Here is a 24,994-nt window from a genome sequence, read left to right on the forward strand (position 1 = left end):
GTTATTTGTCGGAGTGGGGCGGGTTTATACAGGTTATTTCTGAGAAACATCAATCTTTGCGGAACCCGCCCCTACAAAAAATTCATCATTGTGTAGGGTCAAGTTCAAATTTATTTTTAATTTCCCAAAAACAATATTAATAAACCCGCCCCGTAAATTTGAGGTGATTTGTCATGTAGGGTAAAGTTCAAATTGATATTGAATTTCCCAAAAACAATATTAATAAACCCGCCCCGTAAATTTGAGTTGATTACCGAGGTGGGTTTATACAGGTTATTTGTCGGAGTGGGGCGGGTTTATACAGGTTATTAGTGAGAAACATCAATCTTTGCGGAACCCGCCCCTACAAAAAATTCATCATTGTGTAGGGTCAAGTTCAAATTTATTTTTAATTTCCCCGAAACAATATTAATTAACCCGCCCCGTAAATTTGAGTTGATTTGTCATGTAGGGGCGGGTTCAAATTTATTTTTAATTTCCCCGAAACAATATTAATAAACCCGCCCCGTAAATTTGAGTTGATTACCGAGGTGGGTTTATACAGGTTATTTGTCGGAGTGGGGCGGGTTTAGAGAGGTTATTAGTGAGAAACATCAATCTTTGCGGAACCCGCCCCTACAAAAAATTCATCATTGTGTAGGGTCAAGTTCAAATTTATTTTTAATTTCCCCGAAACAATATTAATAAACCCGCCCCGTAAATTTGAGGTGATTTGTCATGTAGGGGCGGGTTCAAATTTATTTTTAATTTCCCAGAAACAATATTAATAAACCCGCCCCGTAAATTTGAGTTGATTACCGAGGTGGGTTTATACAGGTTATTTGTCGGAGTGGGGCGGGTTTATACAGGTTATTTCTGAGAAACATCAATCTTTGCGGAACCCGCCCCTACAAAAAATTCATCATTGTGTAGGGTCAAGTTCAAATTTATTTTTAATTTCCCAGAAACAATATTAATAAACCCGCCCCGTAAATTCGAGTTGATTTGTCATGTAGGGGTGGGTTTATACAGGTTATTTGTCGGAGTGGGGCGGGTTTATACAGGTTATTAGTGAGAAACATCAATCTTTGCGGAACCCGCCCCTACAAAAAATTCATCATTGTGTAGGGTCAAGTTCAAATTGATATTGAATTTCCCAGAAACAATATTAATAAACCCGCCCCGATGAAAAAGTAAATTAAACCTAAGATATGGCTCTGGGGTCTTGAAGCGAACGGGAGAATGCGCTATCTTAGGAAACTTAGCATCTTATTGAGGAGTCCCCATGCGTCAATCATCCTCTCCTAGCACGGCCAGTGATACCCAAACCTCAACGATCCTCTCTCTCAACATCGCACCAGCCCAAGTGTTGCGGGGAATTCACGCCATCGCACAAGCAGGAGAGGCGATCGCAAAATTGGGGAAACGTCCTCTACTCGTCGGAGGCGATCGCAGTCTCAGCGTCACTCAAACGAGCCTAGAACCCGTCTTAGAACAGCATAACCTCAAATTTGCCTCAGCGACTTACACGCCCGACTGTAGCGAAACCAGCCTGGGGAAATTGCGCGAAAAAGCTAATACTCATCAAGCTGACTTGATCATCGGAATAGGCGGCGGAAAAGCCCTCGACACCGCTAAACTTCTCGCCCATCAGTGTCAACTTCCGATCGCCACCATTCCCACTTCCGGGGCGACTTGTGCCGCTTGGACAGCCCTTTCTAACGTCTACTCCAACGAAGGCGCCTTCCTCTACGATGTTCCTTTAGCCAAATGCCCCGATCTGCTGATTCTCGACTACAGTTTAATCCAAACTGCTCCCCAACGCACCTTAGTTGCCGGAATTGGAGATGCGATCGCCAAATGGTACGAAGCCTCAGTCAGTAGCGGACATTCCGAACAAACCCTACTGATCGCCGCAGTTCAACAAGCTAGAGTTCTGCGAGATATCTTACTACAAAAATCCGTCATCGCCCTACAAGAACCTGGCGGCGAAACTTGGCGAGAAGTCGTAGATGCCACTGTATTACTCGCCGGAGTGATTGGCGGAATTGGGGGCGCCCAATGTCGTACCGTCGCCGCCCACGCCGTTCACAACGGGTTAACTCATGTCGCCGCGAGTCATGGTACACTGCATGGAGAGAAAGTCGCTTTTGGTATATTGGTACAACTGCGCCTGGAAGAAATGCTGCAAGGCAACCAACTCGCAGCCGCAGCCAGACAGCAATTACTCAAGTTCTATGGCGACATTGGTTTACCGCAAACTTTAAACCATTTGGGCTTAGAAAATGTGACGTTAACCGAATTAAAACAGGCGGCTGAATTGGCTTGTAATGAAGGTTCTGATATTCATAGACTACCCTTTCATGTCGTTGTTGAACAGTTGATGGCGGCGATGGTTTCCACAACTGCACCCATCGGGGAAGCTAAAATCAAAGCCTAAATCATAAAAATTAAGGGTTGGGAATGATGAGAAAACAGGCAAAGCTGAAAAATTAGAGCTTATGACTTCAACTTGTATTCTTGCTGATATTGGCGACAAATTCACAAATTATTGATCCCCCCGGCTTCGCCACCCCCCTTATTAAGGGGGGAAGGGGGGGATCGGAAATGGGTAGAATTCGCACACTTAAAACCTCACTCAATACCTGTAGAATTAACCGATGACTTTGGATTGGATTAACCCCGCAGATCGGGTCATGCAACTACCGCCTTATGTGTTTGCGCGTTTAGATGAATTGAAAGTTCGCGCCCGTGAACAAGGCTTAGATTTGATTGATTTGGGAATGGGAAATCCGGGTGGCCCTGCCCCTGAACCCGTGATTGAAGCCGCTAAACACGCCCTCCACATCGCTGATAATCACGGTTATCCCCCTTTTGAGGGAACGGCTAATTTTCGTAAAGCGATTACGCAATGGTATTTGCGGCGCTATGATGTGAAACTCGATCCCAATAGTGAAGCATTACCTTTGTTGGGTTCAAAGGAAGGGTTGACGCATTTAGCTTTAGCTTATATTAATCCAGGGGATGTTGTTTTAGCACCGAATCCTGCTTATCCGGCGCATTTTAGAGGGCCGTTAATTGCGGGGGGAAAGATTCATAGTATACTGTTAAAACCGGATAATGACTGGTTAATTGATTTAGCAACAATTCCCGATCACGTTGCAGAACAAGCGAAAATTCTGTTTTTTAATTATCCCAGTAATCCGACAGGAGCAACGGCACCGAGAGAATTTTTTGAAGAAATAGTCGCTTTTGCTCACAAATATCAAATTCTTTTAGTTCACGATTTATGTTACGCTGAATTGGCGTTTGATGGCTATCAACCGACAAGTTTACTCGAAATTCCGGGCGGAAAAGAAATCGGCGTTGAGTTTCATACCTTGTCAAAAACTTATAATATGGCAGGGTGGCGGGTTGGATTTGTTGTGGGAAATTCATCGATTATTCAAGGGTTGAGAACGTTAAAAACGAATTTGGATTATGGCTTATTTGCAGCGTTACAAACCGCAGCAGAAACCGCTCTAAATTTGCCAGATTCTTATATTACAGACGTTCAAAATCGTTATCAAAAACGGCGAGATTTTCTGATAGATGGGTTGGCGGAATTGGGTTGGACGGTTCCCAAACCTTTGGCTACAATGTATCTTTGGGTGCCTTGTCCTCCGGGAATGAGTTCAACGGATTTTGCATTATCAGTTTTACAACAAACCGGGGTGGTATTAACGCCAGGGAATGCCTTTGGAAGCGGCGGAGAGGGCTATGTAAGGGTGAGTTTAATAGCAGATTGCGATCGCCTCGGAGAAGCATTACGTCGGTTAAAAGAAGCAAATATTAGTTATCAACCGGATCTGCTTCCAGTACAAACTCGATGATTTCTGCAACAACATCCCTAGAACCCTAGCCTCAACCCTTGATACCTGATACCGATAACCTGTCAATTGAGATGATGGGTAATTTTGGGGTTGAGATCTGCAAAGTTATATGGGTATGCGATACAAAAATTCGCTTTTGTAGTATATTCTGAGTGAACAGGCTGTCGTTTAGGCTTGAGTTCACCTGTAAACGCTGCCTGAGACTCAGATGACTTGAAATCAAAGTCAAACTTTAACAAAAGGGGAGATCGCATCAATGATTGGTTTTATTATTTCTGTTGTTGTGTTAGCGGTTAGCTTATTAATCATCTCTAAGCTACCGATTGGGGTAGAAATTGATAATCCGGTGATCGCTTTAATTGCGGGTGCGATTATTGGTGCTTTTAATTCGATCTATCAAATTTTTCCAAATTGGTTTAGAACGTTTAATGCAATTGTTAGTATTGGATTAATTCCTTTGATTGGTAGCATTATTGTGTTTGGTTTAGCCGCTTGGTTAGTAGAAGGGTTTAGATTACGCAATGGAGTGATCAGTGCAATTTTAGGAGCGCTTGCTCTGAGCTTTGTGAACTCTATTCTGTTTTTTATTCTCCGTCAAGTTGGGATTATTGCCTAAGCCATCCTCAAACCTAACCTGATCACATCCTCTAAATCAAGTGATGTCAAAAATGACTTGCTCTACTATACATTGAAAATTAGCTTTAGCCCAGTGATTAAGTCATCGGTACACCGCCTTGAAAAAGCCGTGCCTGCGATGACTCGATTCCCGAGTCAAGACCATTTTTGGATAGAGGATTACAATTGTCTTTTTGAGTCAACATTCGGAAAGATACAATTCACAAATTAACCTCATGGCTATGCAAAAACCACGCAGTCATCGGGTTAGAAGACTTGAATGTTTCTGGGATGATGAAAAATCATAAATTAGCGGGTGCTATTGCTGATTCTGCTTTTTATGAAATTCGCCGCCAAGTTGAGTATAAGTCCGAGTGGTACGGTTCAATCGTAGTTTTTGCTCATAGATTCTATCCGTCAACTAAAACCTGTTCAAATTGCGGTCATGTTCAAGAAATGCCGCTCAAAGAACGAGTTTTTCATTGCGAGGCTTGCGGTGAAGTTCAAGAGCGTGACTATAACGCAAGCCTCAATGCGCGAACGTTTCGCCGAAGGCTATTCGGTTTGAGCCTGTGGAATAGGAAGTGCCGACACCCTATGAAACCCAGTATAGTCTGGAAGAAGCAGGAACGAAGCATTAATACGGGTAGAACCCGTGTTATATCAGTTTTCGATAGCAGAAGATACAACCAGTCACAGAAGACCCACAAATTGAAGGTCTTCTCAAAAGTTTAGCAAAATTCCCCCACTCAGGAGCAAAGAATATGGAAGGATGTACAGTGACAGACTTAAAGGTTCATAGCAAGCAAAACTGCTTTGTGCTGGATGCTGCGGCGATGCAACGCATTCAAGAAGAAACAGGGGTTTCTACAACACTAGAACCTGGAACCTATATCGTGAGAATTCGGAATGGTTCATTTGATTACCGTGGAGATGTGAATCATTCTGGTGAACCTTTGGTCATGCTTTGGATCTATGGTGGTCGATTTATTAACAAAAAAACTAACATAGAAATAGAAGCAACCTGGTCAACATTAAATGGAGATGACGATACACTCACCTTAGAAGTTCTACAAACTTGTAATCTCTGTGCTTTCTTTTTTGATACCTACCTGGAAGACAACGAAGGAGAAGTGACCATCTCTGTTGTCAAAATTTGATCGCCAACGCACAAAGATAGTATCGGAAACGGTTACTCAATATTAATAACGACATCAAAATTAATGGAGACTAGAAGAAGTGAAAGTAGAGAATTCCGCTCTTGATTAAAGAAATATTTGAACGATTCTCCTCTTTCTCCCTTCTAGACTTGAAAAGATTTTGTTGTGGTTCTCCATATGGGGCAGATTCTAGAGTATAAGTTCTCGATCAAGATCTTTTTAAATCTAAGAAATTCCACAAGCGCACAACGATTGTTAATTTAGAACCCTGAAAAACAATGTCTCGCTCTCGCAAAGCATTACTTCAAATACCAGTGGTGCTAATCGCTTTAGCATCTACTCCTGAACTTTTGACTGTTTCTCTAGTATCATTTCTCGATCAAGCCGCGATCGCTCAATCATCAGAGACAGAACCTACAAAAGATCCGACACTAATTTTACCCCAAACCTTTGATGTTCCTAAACCCACCTTCACAGTCCCTAAATCTTTAACTGAGAATACAGTTGTTACGGTGAACGGTTCTAGTAGCATGACTGGAACGAACCAAGCACTTCAAGAACGCTTTCAAGAACGGTTTCCCAATACAAAAGTTGAACTGTCAGCAACCGGAACTAGCGAAGCCTTGGAAGCTGTAAAAGAGGGAAAACTGGATATTGCCGCAGTGGGACGACCCTTAACAGAGGAAGAAAAAGCGGCGGGTTTGGTAGCAGTTCCGGTGGGTCGGGAAAAATTAGCAATTATCATCAGTCCTAACAATTCCTTTGAGGGAAATTTGACCTTTGATCAATTTGCGCGAATGTTTCGAGGCGAAATTACCGACTGGTCAGAGGTTGGCGGTTCTGCGGGTGAAATTCGCTTCATAGATCGACCGAATGACAGTGATACACGCCGCGCATTTAGCGCCTATAAAGTGTTTGAAACCGCTCCCTTTGAAAGTGGGGTGAATACAACTCAAGTCTTAGAAGACGAAACGGATGCGGTTGTCGAAGAACTGGGTAATGATGGCATCAGTTATGCGATCGCCGACCAAGTGTTAAACCGGGATGATGTTAAAATTATCCCGATGCACGGAACCCTACCCGATGATCCGCGTTATCCCTATTCTCAGTATCGCAGCTACGTTTACAACGAAAACAACAAGCCTCCCAAAGTCATCGCCTTTTTAGGTTTAGCAACCTCTCAACCCGGTCAAGAAATTATCGCCGATACGGAAACCGGAGAACCGATTGGGGGGGGGACGGCGGTTGTTCCGCCTACGACTACTGCTCAACAAATCGCCCAGACTCCAACTCCTGTTCAAGAACAACAACAACAAGAAAAAGGCGGTTTTCCCTGGTGGATACTGTTGCTGTTGGGAATTCCACTCTTAGGTGGGTTAATTTGGTGGTTGTTCAAAGCAGGTCAAGGAGAACCCGTTAGCGGTGCGACAGCAACACCAACAACGCCCCCCCCAGCAACCCGAACAGGAATAGCTCCCCCCGTTACCGAAACCCCAATAACTCCCCCCGTTGCCGGAACCCCAATAACTCCCCCCGTTGCCGAAACCCCAATAGCAGCGACATTACCCGAAGTTGATCCTGGCGTTAACTCCCCCACAGCAGGAGCAACCCCAGTCGCTGCCGGAGGCGATCTGACAACCGCTACTTTAGGAACCCCTAGCGGAACGGCTATTGCGACTGGAAACACAGGTTTAACGCCTCCCGGTTTAGGAACCATTGGACTAACAGGACTAGCCGCAGCAGGAGCCGCAGCAGGAGCCGCAGCAGGAGCCGCAGCCTGGTGGGGAGAGCGATCGCCCAGTAGTCGAATTACCCTCGCTCCAGGGGAAGCTCAAGATGCCTACGCCTATTGGTTGATATCGGATACGGACAAAGATTTTGCCAAAGAACACGGAGGACGACAACCTCAACTGCGAGTTTACGATGTCACAGACATTGAAGATCTCGATCAGCAGTCTCCTAACAGTGTTGAGAAATACGATATTGACGAGTCACTTCAAGAGCAACTCATTCCCAACTTAGAAGGAAACCGAGACTATCTTGCAGAAATTGGTTATCTCACCGACGATGATCGGTGGTTGATGTTGGCACGTTCTAACCGAGTGCAGATGCCTCTGGCTGATATTGCTGGAGAGACATCGAATTTGGCTGGAGTGGGTGCTGGGTTAGCCGCAGGTGCTGCGATCATTCCTCTACTGACTTCCTTTGGGAGTCAGATTACACTGAATCTCAGAGAAGAAGAGCCTCAAACCGCAGATGCTTGTTGGGATGTTCCAGATGCTGCGAAAACTGCCGCTAAACAGCAGGGAGGACGGCAGATGCAACTGCGAATTTATGATGTTACGGATATTGATCTAGACGCTCAACCTGCTAACCGTGTCCGAAGATATGATTGTGAAGAATCGACTCAACAACGACGAGTTCCTCTTTTAGACCGCAATTGTGAGTATTTAGCCGAAATTGGTTATATTACCGATGAGGGTGAATGGTTGATGTTGGCTCGTTCGGAACCTGTGAGAGTTCCGGTTGATACCGCTACAGATGAGGAATTAACACCTGATGTCGGTTTAATGGGTGCTGGCTTAGTTGCAGCAGGGGCAATTCCTTCTTTAATGGCACTTGGAAGTCGTTTAAGATTGACTCCGGGTGAAAATCAAACCACTGATATTGATTGGGAAATTTCAGACTCAGCCAAAAATCTCGCTCAACAACAGGGCGCACGAAATTTGCAACTGCGGGTTTATGATGTCACGGATCTTGATGTTGGTGATCTCAGTGTTGATCAAACACCCTCAACAATTGTTCAACAGTGTGAGTTGGATGAATTAACCTCTCCTTTGCAGTTAGAACTCGTTGGCAACCGTGACTATCTCGCAGACATGGGTTATGTTACCGATGAGGGTGATTGGTTAATGTTGGCTCGTTCGGAACCTGTGAGAGTTCCGGTTGATACAGCTACAGATGAGGGAATAACACCCAATTTAGGTTTACTGGGTGGTGGGTTAATTGCAGGTGGTGGGTTAGTTGCAGGGGTTATTCCTCGGATGAGGAGAACGACAACCAGCCATGTGACGCTAACACCGACTGATAATGGCGCTGCTAATGTCTATTGGCAAGTCGCTGATACCGAACAGGAAAATGCTCTTGCAAGAGGCGGACGTCAGTTTCAACTGCATCTTTATGATGTTACTGATATTCCACCGGACTCTGTAGCGACTCATAGCGTACAACAATACAACTTTGAGGAATCGATTTCGACTCCCCAATTGTTAACCCTCGAAGGCAACCGCGACTACTTTGCAGAAATTGGCTATCTCACCGATGAGGGTGAATGGCTGATGCTGGCACGTTCTCATCGAGTTCGTATTCCTCAAGAAACAACCGCAACTCCGCTAGTTGAACCTGTAGAACTGTCCAGTGTCGAATTGAGCAGTTCAGAAGTTGTTCCGGCAGTTGAAACTCATCGCAGTCATGTGACGCTAACACCGACTGATAATGGCGCTGCTAATGTTTATTGGACAGTTGACGATACCGAACAGGAAAATGCTCTTGCAAGAGGCGGACGTCAGTTTCAACTGCATCTTTATGATGTTACTGATATTCCACCGGACTCTGTAGCGACTCATAGCGTACAACAATACGATTTTAAAGAATCAATTTCAACTCCCCAATTGTTAACCCTCGAAGGCAACCGGGACTACTTTGCAGAAATTGGTTATCTCACCGATGATGGTGAATGGTTAATGCTGGCACGTTCTCATCGAGTTCGTATCCCCGCATTTACATCAACAGATTTAACAGAGTCAGAGGATTTGTGGAGTGTAGTAGAATTAACACCTGAAGTTGAACCGCTTCCTAGCCTCAGTTCAATTCCCTGTTCTATTGCCCTCACCCTGGATGAAGAAGGAGCCATTGATGCTCACTGGGAAGTACCAGAAGCCGCTAAAACCCTTGCCAAACAACAGGGCGGACAACAGTTCCAAGTTTGGGTTTACGATGTTACCAATACCACTGTTGAAATCTCACCGAGTTTCTGTATTGAGAAATGTCTGTTAGCTGAATCAATTAGTGATTGGCAGTTTGAACTAGAAAGCGAACGGGAATACTTAGCTGAAATTGGCTATGTTCTGGAAAATGAAGAATGGCTGATGCTAGCTCGTTCTAACCGTGTGTTTGTACCGGGAGACGATGAAGATTTAGATGCTTCTGAGGTGGGTACAACTGCTGCTTTAACGGGTGTAGGTTTAGCGGCAGGAACGGCTATTTCAGCTATGAGTTCATTTCCCTGTTATATTACTCTGAGTCTGGGTGATGATCAATGGGTTGATGCACGTTGGGAAGTGCCAGATGCCGCCAAAGAAAGGGCTAAACAGCAGGGCGGAGAGAAGTTTCAACTGCACGTTTATGAGGTGACAGGGATTGATTTAGAGACTCAGACTGCCAATAGCGTCCAACGCTACAACTGCAATGAGTTAATCAAACAGTGGCAAATTCCTAATCTCAATACTGATTGTGAATATATTGCCGAAATTGGTTATGTAACTGATGCGGATGACTGGTTGATGTTGGCTCGTTCTAACCGGATACGAGTTCCGAAATCATCAACTGAAATCATTGATGGAACAGGGGTTTCTCCGGTGCCTGCAATGTCTTCTGAGATCACATTAACGCTGAGTGATAACCCAACAAGCGCTGATGCTCATTGGGAAGTGCCAAGAGCCGTTCAGGAAGCGGCGAAACAGCAGGGCGGAGAACAGTTTCAATTGCGTCTTTATGATGTGACTGGGGTTGATTTGCAGACGACTCCAGCGAGTAATGTGCGACGGTACAATTGCCATGAGTTAATTCAACAGTTGCAAATCCCTAACTTAGAAGCCTATCGTGACTATCTCGCTGAAATTGGTTATGTTACCGATGAGGAAGAATGGTTGATGTTGGCTCGTTCTAATTCGGTGCGGATATCGACATCTTCTCAAACTGTTACTGAGGAAAATGTTGCACCTGCGATCGCAACTTTGCCTGTTACTGCGGGTAACTGTGCGATTGAACATTTGACGGTTCATAGTCGCCGCAATTGCTTCTTGCTCGATGAAGAACGCATGAAACAGCTTCAGGAAACGGCTGTTTCTCAAACGCTGGAACCGGGTATTTATGTGCTGCGAATTAAAAGTGGTCTGTTCGGTTATGGGGGTTTTGATTCCAACAGTTTACCCTTGGGAGAACCGATGGTTATCTTCTGGCTTTATGGGGGAAAAGTCATCAACAAGAAAACTCGCGTTCCAGTCGGCGCTACTTGGTCAACGTTAAATGGATTTCACGAGACGTTAACTTTGGAAGTTCAGGAAACGACGACTTTGTGTGCCTTTTTCTTTGATAGTTTTCCTGATGATAATCAGGGTGAAGTGACGGTTTCTGTGGCTCGGTTATACGATGCTAACTAGATTTTCACTGGAATTCTAAAATTATTCTCCCGTTGCCTGCGTTGTCTGAACGGGAGATTTTTTTGACATTTTTGACAATTGAAAATTCCTCTGATGACGGATGGGGAGTTGGGGAGTGAGTGACTGTTCCCCGTAATCTGTTCCCTATTCAAATACGAATAATTCCAGAGGTGTTATAGAACTGGTAAATACAAAATAAATGATTCCTGCTCCGAGTAGAGTTACTGCTAAACTAAAAACAATCACCCAGCGATCAGGCGGTTCATAGGTATCTTCATCAATATCGCGACGCACAACAAAGTAATGCTGAGTTGAGAGTAAAACGGTTAGTAAACCGACGACAGAAAATAATAACCCCAATTTCCAACCATAACCCGGACGAGGAACAAGCGGGGGATGAAAAGCCCGTAAACGTAAGATCACAACTCCAAACCCCATTAATGCGATGGCGGTTCGCATCCAAGCGAGATAGGTTCGTTCATTGGCTAAATGATCTCGAATGCGAGAAGGATTGAGTTTTTTGAGTTTATCTTTTGATTTGGCTGTGCTGTTTGTTTGTTCAAAAGTGGTGTTTGAAGACATAGAATGAATTAAAAAGTGGAATCAATAAAGAGGGTCATTAAGGGAAATCTTAGCAACGTTAATGGCTGCAATATCACAAGTTTTAGGATAAAAATAACGACTCAGAATTCAAGTTTGATTCGGTTTTTTTCCTGATCTATGGCGCTACAAGATTCGTTGCTGTAAATGCCGTAATTCCGGTCAGTATCGTTGTGATGACTTCGTTCATCGGGAGTCCTGAAAATTTACAGAGTCATTGCTTCTCAAGGCTTGATTTTACTTTAAGCTGCTTCACCCATAGGATCAAATGTTGTTTTTTGTCTAGACGATAAGTAAAAGTGATGCAGCCTTCGACCGACTGAAACTGATGTCCATATCGAAGGCCTGATCACCAAATTTCAAACCCATGCAACTTAATATGTATTGTAAATGAATTTCAAATGTTTTACAATAGGATTGCAAGAACTCAATCGGGGTAACAGCCAGATTCCAGGCGATTAGCGAGTCAAGGGTATCTGGCTCAACCCTTTTGTAAAATCAGCATCAGCAAGAGCAACAATCACCCTTGAGGAGTTCCGAATTTTTTTGGCGGTAGCGGAACATTTACACTTGACCCAAGCAGCAGAAGAACTCTACATCACCCAAACGACGGTGAGTGCAGCAATTAAAACCCTACAAACGGAATGTGTTGCAAATTGCCTCGAGAGGGAACAGGAAACCCGAAGAATGAGAGAGAATTCTTTAATCGGCTGGGGTGAAAACTGGATTTATAACTCAATAAAAATCAACAAAAAAACTATAAAAATAAGTTTTATAAATCAATTTTTATTGAAGATACAAAGTAGAGACTAAGCTTTGAACAATTAACCCAAATTAACAAGTCGCCCCTAGAACTTTGATTTCATCAATCACTTTAAAATCGAATCAAATTATGATAAAGTTGATATTCAAAAGCCTTTCAAACGCGAGGCGGGCTGGAAAGACGGATGGGTTGATCGAAGACAAACCTAGATCATCTGTATCCTTTACAAGCAGAATCAAACCGCTTCCACTTCAAGGGAATCCGATGCAGTTTCCAGTTATTAGAAGTCGAAGCCGATTCATTTGCATCTATTCTAAGTTAACGATCTGAGGCTAAAATTTCATGCGGTTTTTAGTTGTAGAAGAAGATGAAGCACAAGCTCATCAAATCAAAGTAGCGCTCACAGAACAAGGCTATGTCGTCGATGTCGTTATCGATGGCGAACAGGGGTGGGCTTATGTGGAAACGTTCACCTATGACCTACTTTTAATCAATACTAGCCTGCGCGACCTCGATGGCATTGATTTATGTCGGTGTCTTCGCAATGAGGGCTATAGGGTCCCTATTCTGCTTTTAACGGTTCAAAACAGCAGCATCGATCAAGTCTCCTATTTAGAAGCCGGCGCCGATGATCACCTCGTTAAACCCTTTACTCGAACTGAACTATTTGCTCGTATTCGCGCTTTATTGCGTTCCCCTAGCAGAGCCAATGCTCCCCTACTCCATTGGAACGACTTACACCTTGATCCCGTCTCACGGGAAGTCACCTACCGACAAAAACCTCTATCCCTGTCGCCCAAAGAATACAGTCTGCTAGAACTGTTTCTTCGCAACCCAAAACGAGTTTTAACCCAAAGCGCCATTCTTGAACACCTTTGGTCTTTTGAAAGTCAGCCGAATGAACACACGGTACGAGCGCACGTTAAACGGTTGCGACGCAAGCTCCAAAGTGTCAACGCGGAGAAAATCATCGAAACGGTCTATGGAGTCGGTTATCGCCTCAAACCGCCTTCTCCAGAGCTGTCCAAACAACAGGCTGACATCGCCCCGGCGGAAAGTCCAGAAACACCAGCAGAACTGTTATCTGTCAAGTCTGCGGCTGATGTTTCCCAAGGATCGATCGCTCCATCTAGGGATCTCCCCGCATCCAGGGAACGATTTAAGACCATCATTTTCAATCGCATTCAGACTTTAGAAGAAACGATCAATAATGCTCAAACTTTCACCTCAGAACTGTGTGAAAATGCCGAACTGCAAGCCCACAAACTCGCAGGTTCCCTGGGAATTTTAGGTTTAAAATCCGCGTATCAACTCGCTCAAAACATTGAACAGTGCTTCATTGAAGCCCGTCAAAACCCTCAAACTCAAACCTTGCTCGATACTCTAAAAACATTGATTGCTCAACTCTACCAAGAACTCCAACATCCATTCGACGAGTTCGAGGAAAAAAGACCTGTTCAAAGTGAGCAAGAATCAATCTCAGAACAACAAACGTCATTTCAAGTGTTAGTTGTTGATGATGATCTCGAACTCACCGAACAATTAAAACGAATTGCCATCCATTGGAATATCCAACTGAATGTCACGACTAAACTAGAAGAAGCTCGTGTTGCTTTGCGAGAAACTCCGCCTCATTTAGTCTTGCTTGATTTGGTTTTTCCCGATCATCAAGACGGGGGTTTTGTGTTGCTCGAAGAATTAAAATATCAGTTTCCCGAGTTACCTGTGTTGGTGTGGACGGTACGGGATGACATGAGCGATCGGGCTGCGGTGGCTCGTTTAGGGGGAAATGCTTTTTTATCGAAATCGGTTTCTTGTGATCAAGTTCTCGAAGCGATCAAAGATATTCTCCAGTCTACATCAACGGCTCCAACTAAAATTTTAGCAGTCGATGATGATCCGATCACACTCAACTGTTTACAAGAACTACTTCCTTCTTATGGTTTAGAATTAACCCTTTTAGATGATCCGCGTTTATTTTGGGAAACTCTGGAAAAAACGGGGCCATATCTGCTGATTCTGGATTTAGAAATGCCTCATTTTAATGGAGTGGAATTGTGTAAAACGGTTCGCTCTGATCGCAGTTGGAATGCTTTACCGATTTTGTTTCTCTCGGCTCGCAAAGATCCGCAAACCATTCAACAAATTTATCAAGTTGGAGCGGATGACTATATTTCAAAACCCTTTGCTGAAGCTGAATTAATTACTCGTATTTTTAACCGTTTAGATCGGATTCATCTGTTGCGAAGTTTAGCCGAAACTGATCCGATCACTGGTTTGGTAAACCGTCGTCGCTCTACCCATGATTTGCATCGATATTTGCATCTTTCACGCCGTCACTGTCAGCCGTTTTGCTTAGTTTTGATTGCTCTGGATTGTTTTCAAAGCATTAATAATCAGTATGGCTATACGGTTGGAGATAATCTGATGAGACAGTTCGGGCAAATTTTACAGCGTCAGTTCCGCGATGAGGATATTGTGGCGCATTGGGGCGGTGAGGAGTTTATCGTGGGATTGTATGGGAGTTATCAATCTGACGTTGCTAAACGAATTACTCAACTGCTAGAGTTAGTACAAATGACTGTTTTTCCAGTTGCTAATCATGTGCAGATTCAGATGACAATGAGCGCTGGAATTGCCGCCTATCCAGAAGATGGAATGGATTTATCGAGTTTGTATGCGGCTTCTAATGCGGCACTTTATCAAGCAAAAGCTGCTGGGGGAAATTGCTTTTTCACACCATCAAGCTACTCTCGCTCAACAGTCTGAACATTTACGCCTCAACGGGGTTTGTAGAGCGAAACTTTAACATTTCAGCTCTAGTACACCAAGGAGAAACTGGGTTTTTCAGCCATGATGTGCATAAGTCCTCTGTCTTATTTTCTATATCCAGTCAGGCTGAAACCCAGAAAGACAAAAATTGATCATTTATTTTTAACAGTACCAGGATTTAGGCATCAACCGGGTTGATCGTCCCCGATGTGCGTAAGTCCTCAGTACATTGAACTTTTTGATCTCAAGCCTCAAATGGACTTCGATCTAAGAATGTGAAAAACTTGAGACCAATTTTTGGTTTTTCAATTCTTGATTTAAGTTAATAATAGAGCAGAAAATCACACATTTTATAGGAAAATACAACAGAATATGACAGATGAATTAAGAGAAATGAAACGACGAATCTTAGTGATTGATGATGAGGAGGATATTCGGGAACTGCTACAATTGAGTTTAGAAATGAGTAGTAGTTGGGAAGTGTTCACGGCAGGATCGGGTCAAGAAGGCTTAGAGATAGCCCTGACTTCTCAGCCTGATGCGATTATCTTAGATGTCGTGATGCCCGAGATGGACGGGCCAGCAACCTTCAAACAATTGCAACAAAATCCCGCAACTCGGCATATCCCCGTTGTCCTCCTAACTGCCACAGTGCAAGCGACTGAGCAACCCCGTTACACTGAACTGGGAGTGAAGGCGGTTCTCTCTAAATTGATTGATCCTCTCAGTTTTGCCGAGCAATTAGCAAGGGTTTTAGGTTGGTCCGTCTGATCTTCAAGTCAGGCAAAAATCAGGAAGTTTAGGCGAAATTTTATGAGAAACAAAAAGAATAGCACTGATTCTAAAAAATGGTTGATAATCAGCTCATTTTTTTAAAGATTTTCTCATGAATTGAGCTTTCTTTAATGGGTGTATCAATGACTCGAAAAGTGCTGGGATAGCAAGAGACTCGCGGCTTGACTATCTACAGGACGTGAAAATAAAAAGCCTTGAAGATAGGGACATCCCAACTGCTGGAGTTTAACCCAATCTTGTTCGGTTTCGACGCCTTCTGCTATGACTTCTACGTTTAAGCTATTGGCAAGCATCATAATCGCTTGGATCATATTCCATTTGCCCGATCTGACGAAAGAGTTATCAATTTTTAAAACATCAATCGGCCAGTCTTGTAAGCGAGAAAGGCTGGAGTAACCTGTACCAAAATCATCAATATGTAAACGAACGCCTTGCTGTTTTAAATTCTGCAAGTTGGCGATCGCGATGGTAGAATTTTCCAAAAAAGCACTTTCTGTAATCTCTAATTGTAAGCTTTTGCCATCTAAGTGAGTCTGTTGTAAAATTTCCTGCACTCGTTCACTCAAAAGCGGATCGGATAGTTGGAGAGTTGAGAGGTTAACACTGATGTTGAAAGAGGGATGTAAGGGAAATTCCTGTCGCCAAATTTCGAGTTGCTGACAAGCTTGATGCAGTACCCAGTCTCCGATGAGTTGAATGAGTCCAATTTCTTCGGCTAGGGGAATAAATTCTGCGGGTGTCACCCAACCTCGTCGAGGATGTCGCCAGCGAATTAAGGCTTCAAATCCTGTAATTTGAGCGTTTTCGGTAGAAACAATGGGTTGATAAAACAGGAGAAATTCATCTTGCTTTAAGGCTTTGTATAGGTCTTTTTCTAGACGAAAACGTTCGATAGCTTCGAGTGATGAAAGAGAAGCGGATAGAGGTTGATTTTCAAGGATTTGCGTTAAACGGAGCAAGCGGTTTGTGTTATTGAGGGCAATGTCTAACAAACGCCGGCCTTTGGTAGATAAGTTGCCAAGCTGTCCGGTTTGTAAGAGTCGCAATGCTGCTTGAATTGAGGTGATCGGTGTGCGAAGTTCGTGACTAATCAATTGGTTAATATCTTCTAATGATGCTGTAGAGGTCGCCTCTAACTCAGCGTTAGGTTTCGATGGCTTTGAATGGGGTATTTTTATCAGGGTCATGAGGGTTCTCCAGATTTTAATGAGGGTTTTGTTTACATTACTCTGAAAATGGGAAAAAATATGACAAATGGGTTTTTTTGTTCACTTGTCCGGTCATTATCGATCACCCTCCTCTAATCATAGCTTTAAAAGCGGCTTTTATAAATCCGTAGAAATTAGGAAAAGTTATAAGTTTTTTATACTTCTAATCTTAGTCTTGTTCATCTCTCTGATTGGTCTTAGATTCATCGAATGATTGAGAATCATAATATCACTCTACATCTAAATTTAATGTAAAGTAAAATGTAGCTCCTTGTCCTAGAACTGATTGCGCCCAAATTTTTCCCTGATGACGGTGAATAATTCGTTGAACGGTTGCTAAACCAATTCCTGTCCCCGGAAACTCTTGGGATGAATGTAAGCGTTGAAAGGGTTTAAAGAGTTGATCGACTTGACTCATCTCAAAACCTACGCCATTATCCTGCACAAAGTAAATGGTAGGAAGAGTCTGTTGAGAAGAATTGACTGGAGAGGTGCAAATTGGGGATCGGATTTTTCGTTCAGAGTCTAAAATCGTTTGAGGATCTGATAAAACTCCAAATTGAATGGAAGCTATTTTTTCTTGAGCTGTGTACTTCCAAGCATTCGCAATTAAATTTTCTAAAGCCACCTTTAAAAGCTGCTTATCCCCTTGAACGGTGAGATTCGGTGTAATCATAAAATTAACAGGACGTTCGGGATATTGCTGTTTAAACTCTTGATAAGTTGCGTCAACAATCTCACTTAAGTTAACTTGTTGAATACACATCTGATTTTTTTGAACTTGCGATAATCCCAGTAAATTCTCAATCAATCTATCCATCCGTTGAACCGCTTCTCGAATGCGTTTAATATAAGATATACCCTTTGAATTGAGTTGTTCACTATACTCTTTTTCGAGAAAGCAGCTAAACCCATCAATACTTAATAAAGGCGATCTCAAATCGTGAGACACCGTATAACTAAAAGCTTCTAACTCGGCATTTAAAAACTCTAATTGTTGCGTGCGTCTTTCGAGTTCAGTATTGGCCGCTTCTAGCTGAATTTTTTGTTGTTTGAGTTGTTCTTGAGTGCGTTTTCGTTCAATCGCGTAGCAGAGAGAATAAACGAGCAAATCTCCAATCACTAGCTCTTTTTTTAGATAATCTTGGGCGCCGAGTCGCACGGCTTGAATCGCCATTTCTTCATCATTAAGCCCGGTTAAAACAACAATAGGTAAATGATTGGCTTTGGGCAAAATTCCGGTAAAGGTATCGAGTCCTTGACTATCGGGAAGAAATAAATCGAGCAGAATAATATCAAAATTTTCCTGCTCTAAACTCAAAAAAGCCTCTTGCAATCGTTCAACCTGAGTGACTTTAAAGTGCATGGTTGTATGCCGCTTTTTCAAACTTTCTTGAATCAGAAAAGCATCTCCTGGATTATCTTCAACTAATAAAATTTTAATTAATTCTTGATACATCAAGGGTTCTCCGATGAACTCAATAGAGGGTTTATTTGAACAGAGCAAGGAATCGTAAAATAAAAAATTGAGCCTTGTTGAGTTTGGGAATCAACCCAAATACAACCCTGATGTAACTCAACAATTCTTTTGGCGATCGCTAATCCCATGCCAATCCCAGGGTAATCTCGTTGAGAGTGAAGACGCTGAAAAATCTCAAAAATACAAGCATAATCCTTGGCATCAATCCCAATGCCATTATCTTGAACTGAAAACACCCAGACTTCAGCTTGAAGTTGAACTGCTATTTCTATTTTTGGCGGGCGATCGCGGCAATATTTAATCGCATTTTCAATTAAAATTGTGAATAACTGAGTGAGTTGGGGGCTATCTGCTATTACCTTGGGTAAAGCGGTGGTCTTGATTTGTGTTTGAGTTTGAACAATCTCTGATTGTAGATGATTGATTGCTTCTTGTAGAGCGATATGAGCATCAATCAATTGGGGAGGTTGATGTCGTATTTTCAGACGAAAATAGACTAACAACCCATCTATCATCTGTTGCATTCGTCCAGCCGCATCAACCATAAAATGAATCATTTGATCGGCACTAGAGTCGAGTTTTCCCCCATAGCGTTGTCTCAATAACTGGCTAAAGTTAACAACCATTCGCAACGGTTCTCGTAAGTCGTGAGCGATCCGATCCATTAACTGTTCAAGTTCAAGTTGTTGCTCGTCAGATTTTGCTGAGGAGTAAGAGCGCCTCGAAACTGTTGGAATACAATTTTGCAGCGTTAACAACCCATAAAAGCCTTCTCCTGTGATCGCCGAGATGGGAGTGAGCGAGACTTGTCCGAGAGAAGACGCTTCTCTGCTGTGACAGGCGGAACTTTTCCACTCGTTCAAGGGTACCGAAAAGTGAACTGAGCCTCCCTGCTGAAAGACTTGATAGCCGTAGGAGTGAAATTTCTGTGGGTTCAGTTGGTGAAAATGAGCAAATAATGGAGTTCCAACAATCTGCTGTTTGGGAATTTGTGTGTATTGTTCTAAGTAGCGGTTCCAAAACAATACGATCCAGTCTGATCGCAGCAAACATAAACCAACCGCAACAAAATCTAGAATATTATACTGTATGGTAACTGTTTCTATTTCATTATCCATTGGAATTGAACAGATGTTTAAACATTGACTGGATTGGTGGTATCAGGATTTTGTCTGTTTTTTGAGGTTCACCTCTGAGCAAAGTTATTTTTTTGACAGTTGAGGCAAATATTGATGGTCACAGAGGTCACTTCAATCTATATTAGATGTACATAACTGATTCTCAAAATAAACGGAAGGAAGTCTAACATGAATTATAACTCTTGTCCGGTCAGTCTTGAAATTCTTTTGGTTGAGGACAATCCCGGTGATATCTTTCTGACTCAGGAAACCCTGAAAAATTTAACAATACCGAACCATATACACATTGTTCGAGATGGAGAAGAAGCCCTGGCATTTCTCTATCAGCAAGATCCCTATAAAACTGCTCCTCGTCCCCATATTATTTTACTTGACTTGAATCTTCCTAAAAAAAATGGTCGAGAAGTTTTAGAAGCCATTAAAACCAATCTCAGTCTGAATCAAATTCCTGTTATTGTTCTGACGACTTCAGTCGCCGATGAGGAGATCCTCAAAAGTCATCATCTCCCGGCTAACTACTACATTCCCAAACCCTACGATTTGAGTCAATTTTCTCAGATTGTCCGGGCGATTGAAAGCTTGAGAGGATAAAACCTTAAACCCGATTTAACTCTATTCTAATTGATGATGAAGTTTTCAATGAATTTATTAACAGATTTTAATTTCTATTTAATTGCAAATAATATCTTAATTCAATTCAGCCTTGACTCAAAAATATCTGTAGTTTCAGATGCTTTTTTTACCCTAGCTTTAGGCTCATTATTCCTCACATTAGGCTATTGGATAAGCCAGCGAAAAGATTCACCCTTTAAACAAATTATGGGCTTATTAAGCCTCCTGAGCATTTCGATAGCAACCCCTCATGTTGTCGCTATTTTAATAGGGTGGTGTGCGCTTAATCAAGGGTTGAATCTGATCAACGCAATGGCAGCCCTGATCTCTTGCTGGATAGTTTTCCAGATGATGTTTTACATCCCTAAAATTTTAGCAGTGCCGAGTTCTTATCAGTTAGAAGAAGCCAATCTTGCTCTACAACGAGAAATTTTAGAACGCCAACAAGCAGAAGCCGCTCTTAGGAACTCTGAAGAACTATTTCGAGCGACTTTTGAACGAGCTGCTATCGGTATTGCTCACGTCGGACTTCAAGGTGAATGGTTGCGAGTTAATCAGACGTTATGTGATCTGGTGGGCTACAGTCGTGAGGAATTGCTGCAACTGAGATGTCAAGATCTCACTGATTCTGATCGTCTCATTCATGCTTCTAATTCTGTTGATCGTCTTTTAAGCGGAGAAATTTCTAGTTGTTGCTTAGAAAGATGTTTGCTTCACAAAGAAGGGACTCAAGTGTGGGTTCATCTGTCTGTCTCATTAGTTCGAGATGTCAGTAACAAACCTGCTTATTTTATTGCGATACTGGAAGACATTACAACTCGCAAACAAACCGAAGCAGAAATACAAAAACTCAATCACGAACTCGAACAACGAGTTCAAGAGCGAACCGCTCAACTTCAACAGATTAATCGAAATTTAGAGTCTGAAATTAGCAAATGTAGCCTGATTGAAAATCAATTAAATGTGACTCAAGAACGACTTCAATTTTTGCTGAGTTCAAGTCCCGGCGCGATTTATACCTGCAAACCAAGCGAAGATTATGGCGCGACTTACATGAGTCAAACGATTTATTCGATTACAGGTTATCAGGCTTGGGAATTTGTGGAAAATTCTCGATTTTGGGCGAATCATCTTCATCGAGAAGATTTTGAAAAAACGTTTAATCAGTTATTACAGATTTCAGAAACAGAAACGGATATTCTAGAATACCGATTTCTGCACAAAAATGGTACTTATCGCTGGATACGGGATGAAGTGAAGTTAATTCGAGATCAAACCCATCAATCGACTGAGGTTATCGGCTATATGATTGATATTACCGAACGCAAACAAATAGAAGAAGCTTTGCGGGAAAGTGAAGAACGTTTTCGGTTAATGGCAAATAGTGCGCCTGTGTTAATTTGGATGGCTAATGCTGAGGGTGAATGTACTTTTTTGAATCAAGTTTGGCTAGATTTTACTGGACGAACTTTAGATCAAGAATTAGGAAAAGGCTGGCTTGCTACCGTACATCCCGATGATGCTCGATATTTGCTGGAGAGTTGTTCTTTGAGACTTCAACAGCGAGAGCATTTTATCATGGAGTTTCGTCTGAAACGTTGGGATGGAGAATATCGCTGGATTTTAAACCAAGCTGTTCCTCGAGTGACTCAAGATGATCATTTTTCAGGATATATTGGTTCCTGTATTGATATTACTGAACGCAAACAAGCTGAAGAACAATTGTTTACTCTCAACCGAGAGTTACTTCTGTCGAACCGTGAACTTGAACAGTTTGCTTATGTGGCGTCTCACGACTTACAAGAACCCTTGAGAATGGTGAGTTTATTCTCCCAGTTATTGGCTCATAAATATCAGGATAATCTCGATGAAGATACTCAGACTTATATTCATTATATCGTGGATTCTGCCAGCAGAATGCAACAACTGATCACCGATTTATTGGCTTACTCGCAAGTGGGAACCAGTAAGAGCAAAGGAAATTTTAAACTGATAGATTGTCATCAAGTTTTACAGCAAGTTTTGCAGAATCTCAAAATAGCGATCGCCGAATATAATGCTACTATTCATTTGGCTCCATTACCGACAGTGATTGCCGATGAACAACAGTTAGTGCTCTTGCTACAAAATCTGATTTGTAATGCCATCAAATATTGTCATCCTCAGATTTTACCTCAAGTTGAAATTGCCGTTCAATCCTTACCCGGAGAATGGTGTTTTAGCGTGCGAGATAATGGAATTGGGATTAAATCCGAACATTTTGAGCGAATTTTTAAGATTTTTCAACGCTTACATCATACTCAGGAATATCGAGGAACGGGTATGGGTTTGGCGATTTGTCAAAAAATTGTTGAACGTCATGGCGGGCGAATTTGGGTTGAGTCAGAAGTTGATCAAGGTTCAACGTTTTATTTTACAATTCCGATGTCAAAAAATTCCGGGATAACTGCACAAGAATTGATTCTTTAATGTTAGATTATTCTGGATTATGAGCGGTGATTAATTGCCGTTGAAAAGCTTGATGTTCGGCTGAGGCTAACCCCGTTTGCAAGGTGTTGATAACTTGAGACATTTCTCCGGCTAAAAGTGCTGAAACAGCTAACCACAATCCCGGAAATATCCGACTGCGAATGATTTCATTTTCGGGCATGAGGGAAATATAATCTCCGTCTTCTAAAACAAACCAATCCAATTTATGATCGCTGACTTGCCAAACAATATATTCCTTTACGCCATTGCGACGATAAGCCCGTTTTTTATCTCTTAAATCAATCGTTGCCGTACTCGCAGAAATCTCAGCAATGAGTTCCGGTGCGCCCTCAATATAACCATCATCACTCAGGCGAGATTGTCCCCCATATTGGCTATCAATCAGCAAAACAATATCAGGCTGGGGTTCGTTATCAAGATCTAATCGCACTGTAGGATTATCGCCCAAACGAACACCAGGAGTTGATATTTTGTAAGTCCCTAACCAAATCATTAAATCAGCATGAGGTTCAGCATGAGGTTCAAATCGTAAAGGTGAAGCCATATAAACAATTCCTTCAATCAGTTCAGCTTTTTTAATGTGAGGCATAGTGCTATAGCGTCGCTCAAATTCGGGGCGCGTTAGGGAGTCTCCATTTTCTAAAGGAGGAATGGAAACATTTCTTTTCTGTGTGTGTGAGATGGCTGTCATATTAGTCATCAGTCGTGAGTTGAACAAAACAAGCTAATCTTTGCTCTATTATAGAGTAAAATATATTCATCAACACAAGACTAAAGAATGATCAGAAAAAGACGAAAGCCCATTGATCTATTAACTTTTATTTTTTTTAGTTTATGCTTGATCTTTTCCCTGACTTGGACAAGCTTTTATCCAGCAGAAATCTCTCAAAGTTCTGTTGCCGCTCGTGATGAAATTAGAGGCGTTTGGATTACCAATGTCAACAGTGGAGTTTTATTTTTACCGGGTGGAATTCAACGAGCATTAGATCAACTTTCACAATTAAATTTTAATACCATTTATCCAGTCATCTGGAACCGAGGAACCACTTTCTATCCTAGTGCAAGCGCTCGTCGAGTCACAGGACGTTTTCAAGATAGACTCCTGAATTTAATGCACTTAGGAAAAGATACTTTATCAGAGATTGTTAGCAAAGGGAAACAACGAGATTTAAGAGTCATTCCTTGGTTTGAATATGGGTTGATGGCACCGATAAATTCTCAACTGGTTCAACGCCATCCCGAATGGATTACTTTACCGCAAAGTTATCAATTTTCAGCTATTCCCTCTCTCAAGGAATTAGAAGATGCTTTACTTCCAAATTATCCCGCCAGTAATCGAACTGCTGGCTGGTTTGGTATTAAAAATTTGTGGTTAAATCCCTTTCATCCTGAAGTTCAGAGATTTATAGAAGATTTAATTATTGAAGTGGTGATCAAATATGATATCGATGGGATACAATTTGATGATAACTTTGGAATGCCCATTGAACTTGGTTATGATTGGTTTACCCGCAAACTTTATAAACAAGAACATGAGGGTAAACTTCCTCCGAAAAATCCCGCCGATCCCGAGTGGATGCGTTGGCGGGCGGATAAAATCACAGCCTTTATGAAAACCTTACATGATCGGATAAAATCAGTGAAACCTGACTGTATGATTTCTCTCGCCCCAAACCCGAGCGAATTTGCTTATAATGAATCGCTACAAGACTGGCCAACCTGGGTTAAACAGGGTTTAATAGAAGAGTTAATCTTGCAAGTCTATCGAGACAGTCCCAAAGCCTTTTTAAAGGAGTTAGAAGATCCGGCAGTCAAGGAAGTTCGGCGTAAAATTCCTGTAGGGATTGGCATTTTAAGCGGAACATTATCACACGCTGTTGAGATCAAACAAATTCAGCAACAAGTTCAAGACGTTCGCGAGCGCAAATTTAAAGGAATTTCATTTTTTTACTGGGAAACGTTGTGGAGTTATTTGACTCCAGATGCACCCAGAGAACGTCGGAGAGTGTTTCAAACTTTATTTTCGCCTTCGCCCTCCTAACGTTCTAGGATTAATTCATGTCACTGA

Annotated in this window: 16 protein-coding genes and 1 pseudogene; 12 read left to right on the forward strand and 5 right to left on the reverse strand. The window is 42.3% G+C overall.

Annotated elements, in window-relative coordinates; all coding sequences use genetic code 11:
- Positions 1-1,264 precede the first annotated feature (1,264 nt).
- From VB836_RS27870 to VB836_RS27895, 6 genes and pseudogenes are all read left to right on the forward strand, one after another.
- Positions 1,265-2,419 carry an iron-containing alcohol dehydrogenase family protein gene (locus VB836_RS27870; protein WP_323224481.1) on the forward strand — a complete coding sequence of 385 codons (1,155 nt, stop codon included), beginning with the start codon at positions 1,265-1,267 and terminating at the stop codon, positions 2,417-2,419.
- Positions 2,420-2,639: 220 nt separating this feature from the next.
- Complete coding sequence (locus tag VB836_RS27875; RefSeq protein WP_323224483.1) at positions 2,640-3,851, forward strand: aspartate aminotransferase; 1,212 nt, start codon at positions 2,640-2,642, stop codon at positions 3,849-3,851.
- A 256-nt stretch (positions 3,852-4,107) separates the two neighbouring features.
- Positions 4,108-4,467 carry a phage holin family protein gene (locus tag VB836_RS27880; RefSeq protein ID WP_046279588.1) on the forward strand — a complete coding sequence of 120 codons (360 nt, stop codon included), beginning with the start codon at positions 4,108-4,110 and terminating at the stop codon, positions 4,465-4,467.
- Positions 4,468-4,667: 200 nt separating this feature from the next.
- Positions 4,668-5,000, forward strand: a pseudogene (locus VB836_RS27885) (RNA-guided endonuclease InsQ/TnpB family protein); the annotation flags it as partial.
- Positions 5,001-5,230: 230 nt separating this feature from the next.
- Positions 5,231-5,626: a hypothetical protein gene (locus VB836_RS27890; protein WP_323224485.1), complete on the forward strand. Its 396-nt coding sequence runs from the start codon at positions 5,231-5,233 to the stop codon at positions 5,624-5,626.
- A gap of 278 nt (positions 5,627-5,904) precedes the next feature.
- Entirely contained in the window at positions 5,905-11,067 is a 5,163-nt protein-coding gene (locus tag VB836_RS27895; protein WP_323224487.1) for a DUF4912 domain-containing protein, read from the forward strand.
- A gap of 144 nt (positions 11,068-11,211) precedes the next feature.
- On the opposite strand, the gene VB836_RS27900 is transcribed toward VB836_RS27895, so the two are convergent.
- A complete protein-coding gene (locus tag VB836_RS27900) occupies positions 11,212-11,649 on the reverse strand; it encodes a YidH family protein (protein WP_323224490.1) in 438 nt (145 codons plus the stop codon).
- Positions 11,650-12,186: 537 nt separating this feature from the next.
- On the opposite strand from VB836_RS27900, the gene VB836_RS27905 reads away from it, so the two are divergent.
- The 3 genes from VB836_RS27905 (at position 12,187) to VB836_RS27915 (ending at position 15,973) form a co-directional block, all read left to right on the forward strand.
- The gene (locus VB836_RS27905) at positions 12,187-12,480 is read left to right on the forward strand and encodes a LysR family transcriptional regulator (RefSeq protein WP_323224534.1); all 294 of its coding nucleotides are present in this window, start codon (positions 12,187-12,189) and stop codon (positions 12,478-12,480) included.
- Positions 12,481-12,772: 292 nt separating this feature from the next.
- Positions 12,773-15,199 carry a response regulator gene (locus VB836_RS27910; RefSeq protein WP_323224492.1) on the forward strand — a complete coding sequence of 809 codons (2,427 nt, stop codon included), beginning with the start codon at positions 12,773-12,775 and terminating at the stop codon, positions 15,197-15,199.
- 396 nt (positions 15,200-15,595) lie between these two features.
- Complete coding sequence (locus tag VB836_RS27915) at positions 15,596-15,973, forward strand: response regulator (protein ID WP_323224494.1); 378 nt, start codon at positions 15,596-15,598, stop codon at positions 15,971-15,973.
- A gap of 143 nt (positions 15,974-16,116) precedes the next feature.
- Here VB836_RS27915 and VB836_RS27920 read toward each other — a convergent pair whose 3' ends face one another.
- From VB836_RS27920 to VB836_RS27930, 3 genes are all read right to left on the reverse strand, one after another.
- Positions 16,117-17,184 carry a putative bifunctional diguanylate cyclase/phosphodiesterase gene (locus VB836_RS27920; protein WP_323224496.1) on the reverse strand — a complete coding sequence of 356 codons (1,068 nt, stop codon included), beginning with the start codon at positions 17,182-17,184 and terminating at the stop codon, positions 16,117-16,119.
- Between the two features lie 250 nt (positions 17,185-17,434).
- Positions 17,435-18,664, reverse strand: a complete 1,230-nt coding sequence (locus VB836_RS27925; protein WP_323224498.1) for a response regulator — start codon at positions 18,662-18,664, stop codon at positions 17,435-17,437.
- Positions 18,664-19,803, reverse strand: a complete 1,140-nt coding sequence (locus tag VB836_RS27930; protein WP_323224500.1) for a sensor histidine kinase — start codon at positions 19,801-19,803, stop codon at positions 18,664-18,666. The genes VB836_RS27925 and VB836_RS27930 overlap by 1 nt, the downstream gene beginning before the upstream one ends.
- A 189-nt stretch (positions 19,804-19,992) precedes the next feature.
- Here VB836_RS27930 and VB836_RS27935 point away from each other — a divergent pair, with 189 nt between their 5' ends.
- Together VB836_RS27935 and VB836_RS27940 are read left to right on the forward strand one after the other, a co-directional pair.
- On the forward strand, positions 19,993-20,415 hold the full coding sequence (locus VB836_RS27935) for a response regulator (RefSeq protein WP_323224502.1): 423 nt from the start codon (positions 19,993-19,995) through the stop codon (positions 20,413-20,415).
- 48 nt (positions 20,416-20,463) lie between these two features.
- Entirely contained in the window at positions 20,464-22,905 is a 2,442-nt protein-coding gene (locus VB836_RS27940) for a PAS domain S-box protein (protein WP_323224504.1), read from the forward strand.
- A 7-nt stretch (positions 22,906-22,912) separates the two neighbouring features.
- Here VB836_RS27940 and VB836_RS27945 read toward each other — a convergent pair whose 3' ends face one another.
- Entirely contained in the window at positions 22,913-23,626 is a 714-nt protein-coding gene (locus VB836_RS27945) for a Uma2 family endonuclease (RefSeq protein ID WP_235440977.1), read from the reverse strand.
- Positions 23,627-23,704: 78 nt separating this feature from the next.
- Here VB836_RS27945 and VB836_RS27950 point away from each other — a divergent pair, with 78 nt between their 5' ends.
- Positions 23,705-24,967 carry a glycoside hydrolase family 10 protein gene (locus tag VB836_RS27950; protein WP_323224508.1) on the forward strand — a complete coding sequence of 421 codons (1,263 nt, stop codon included), beginning with the start codon at positions 23,705-23,707 and terminating at the stop codon, positions 24,965-24,967.
- The last annotated feature ends 27 nt before the right edge of the window (positions 24,968-24,994 follow it).

Source organism: Limnoraphis robusta BA-68 BA1 (genome assembly GCF_034932365.1).
In the GTDB taxonomy this organism is placed as follows: domain Bacteria; phylum Cyanobacteriota; class Cyanobacteriia; order Cyanobacteriales; family Microcoleaceae; genus Capilliphycus; species Capilliphycus robustus.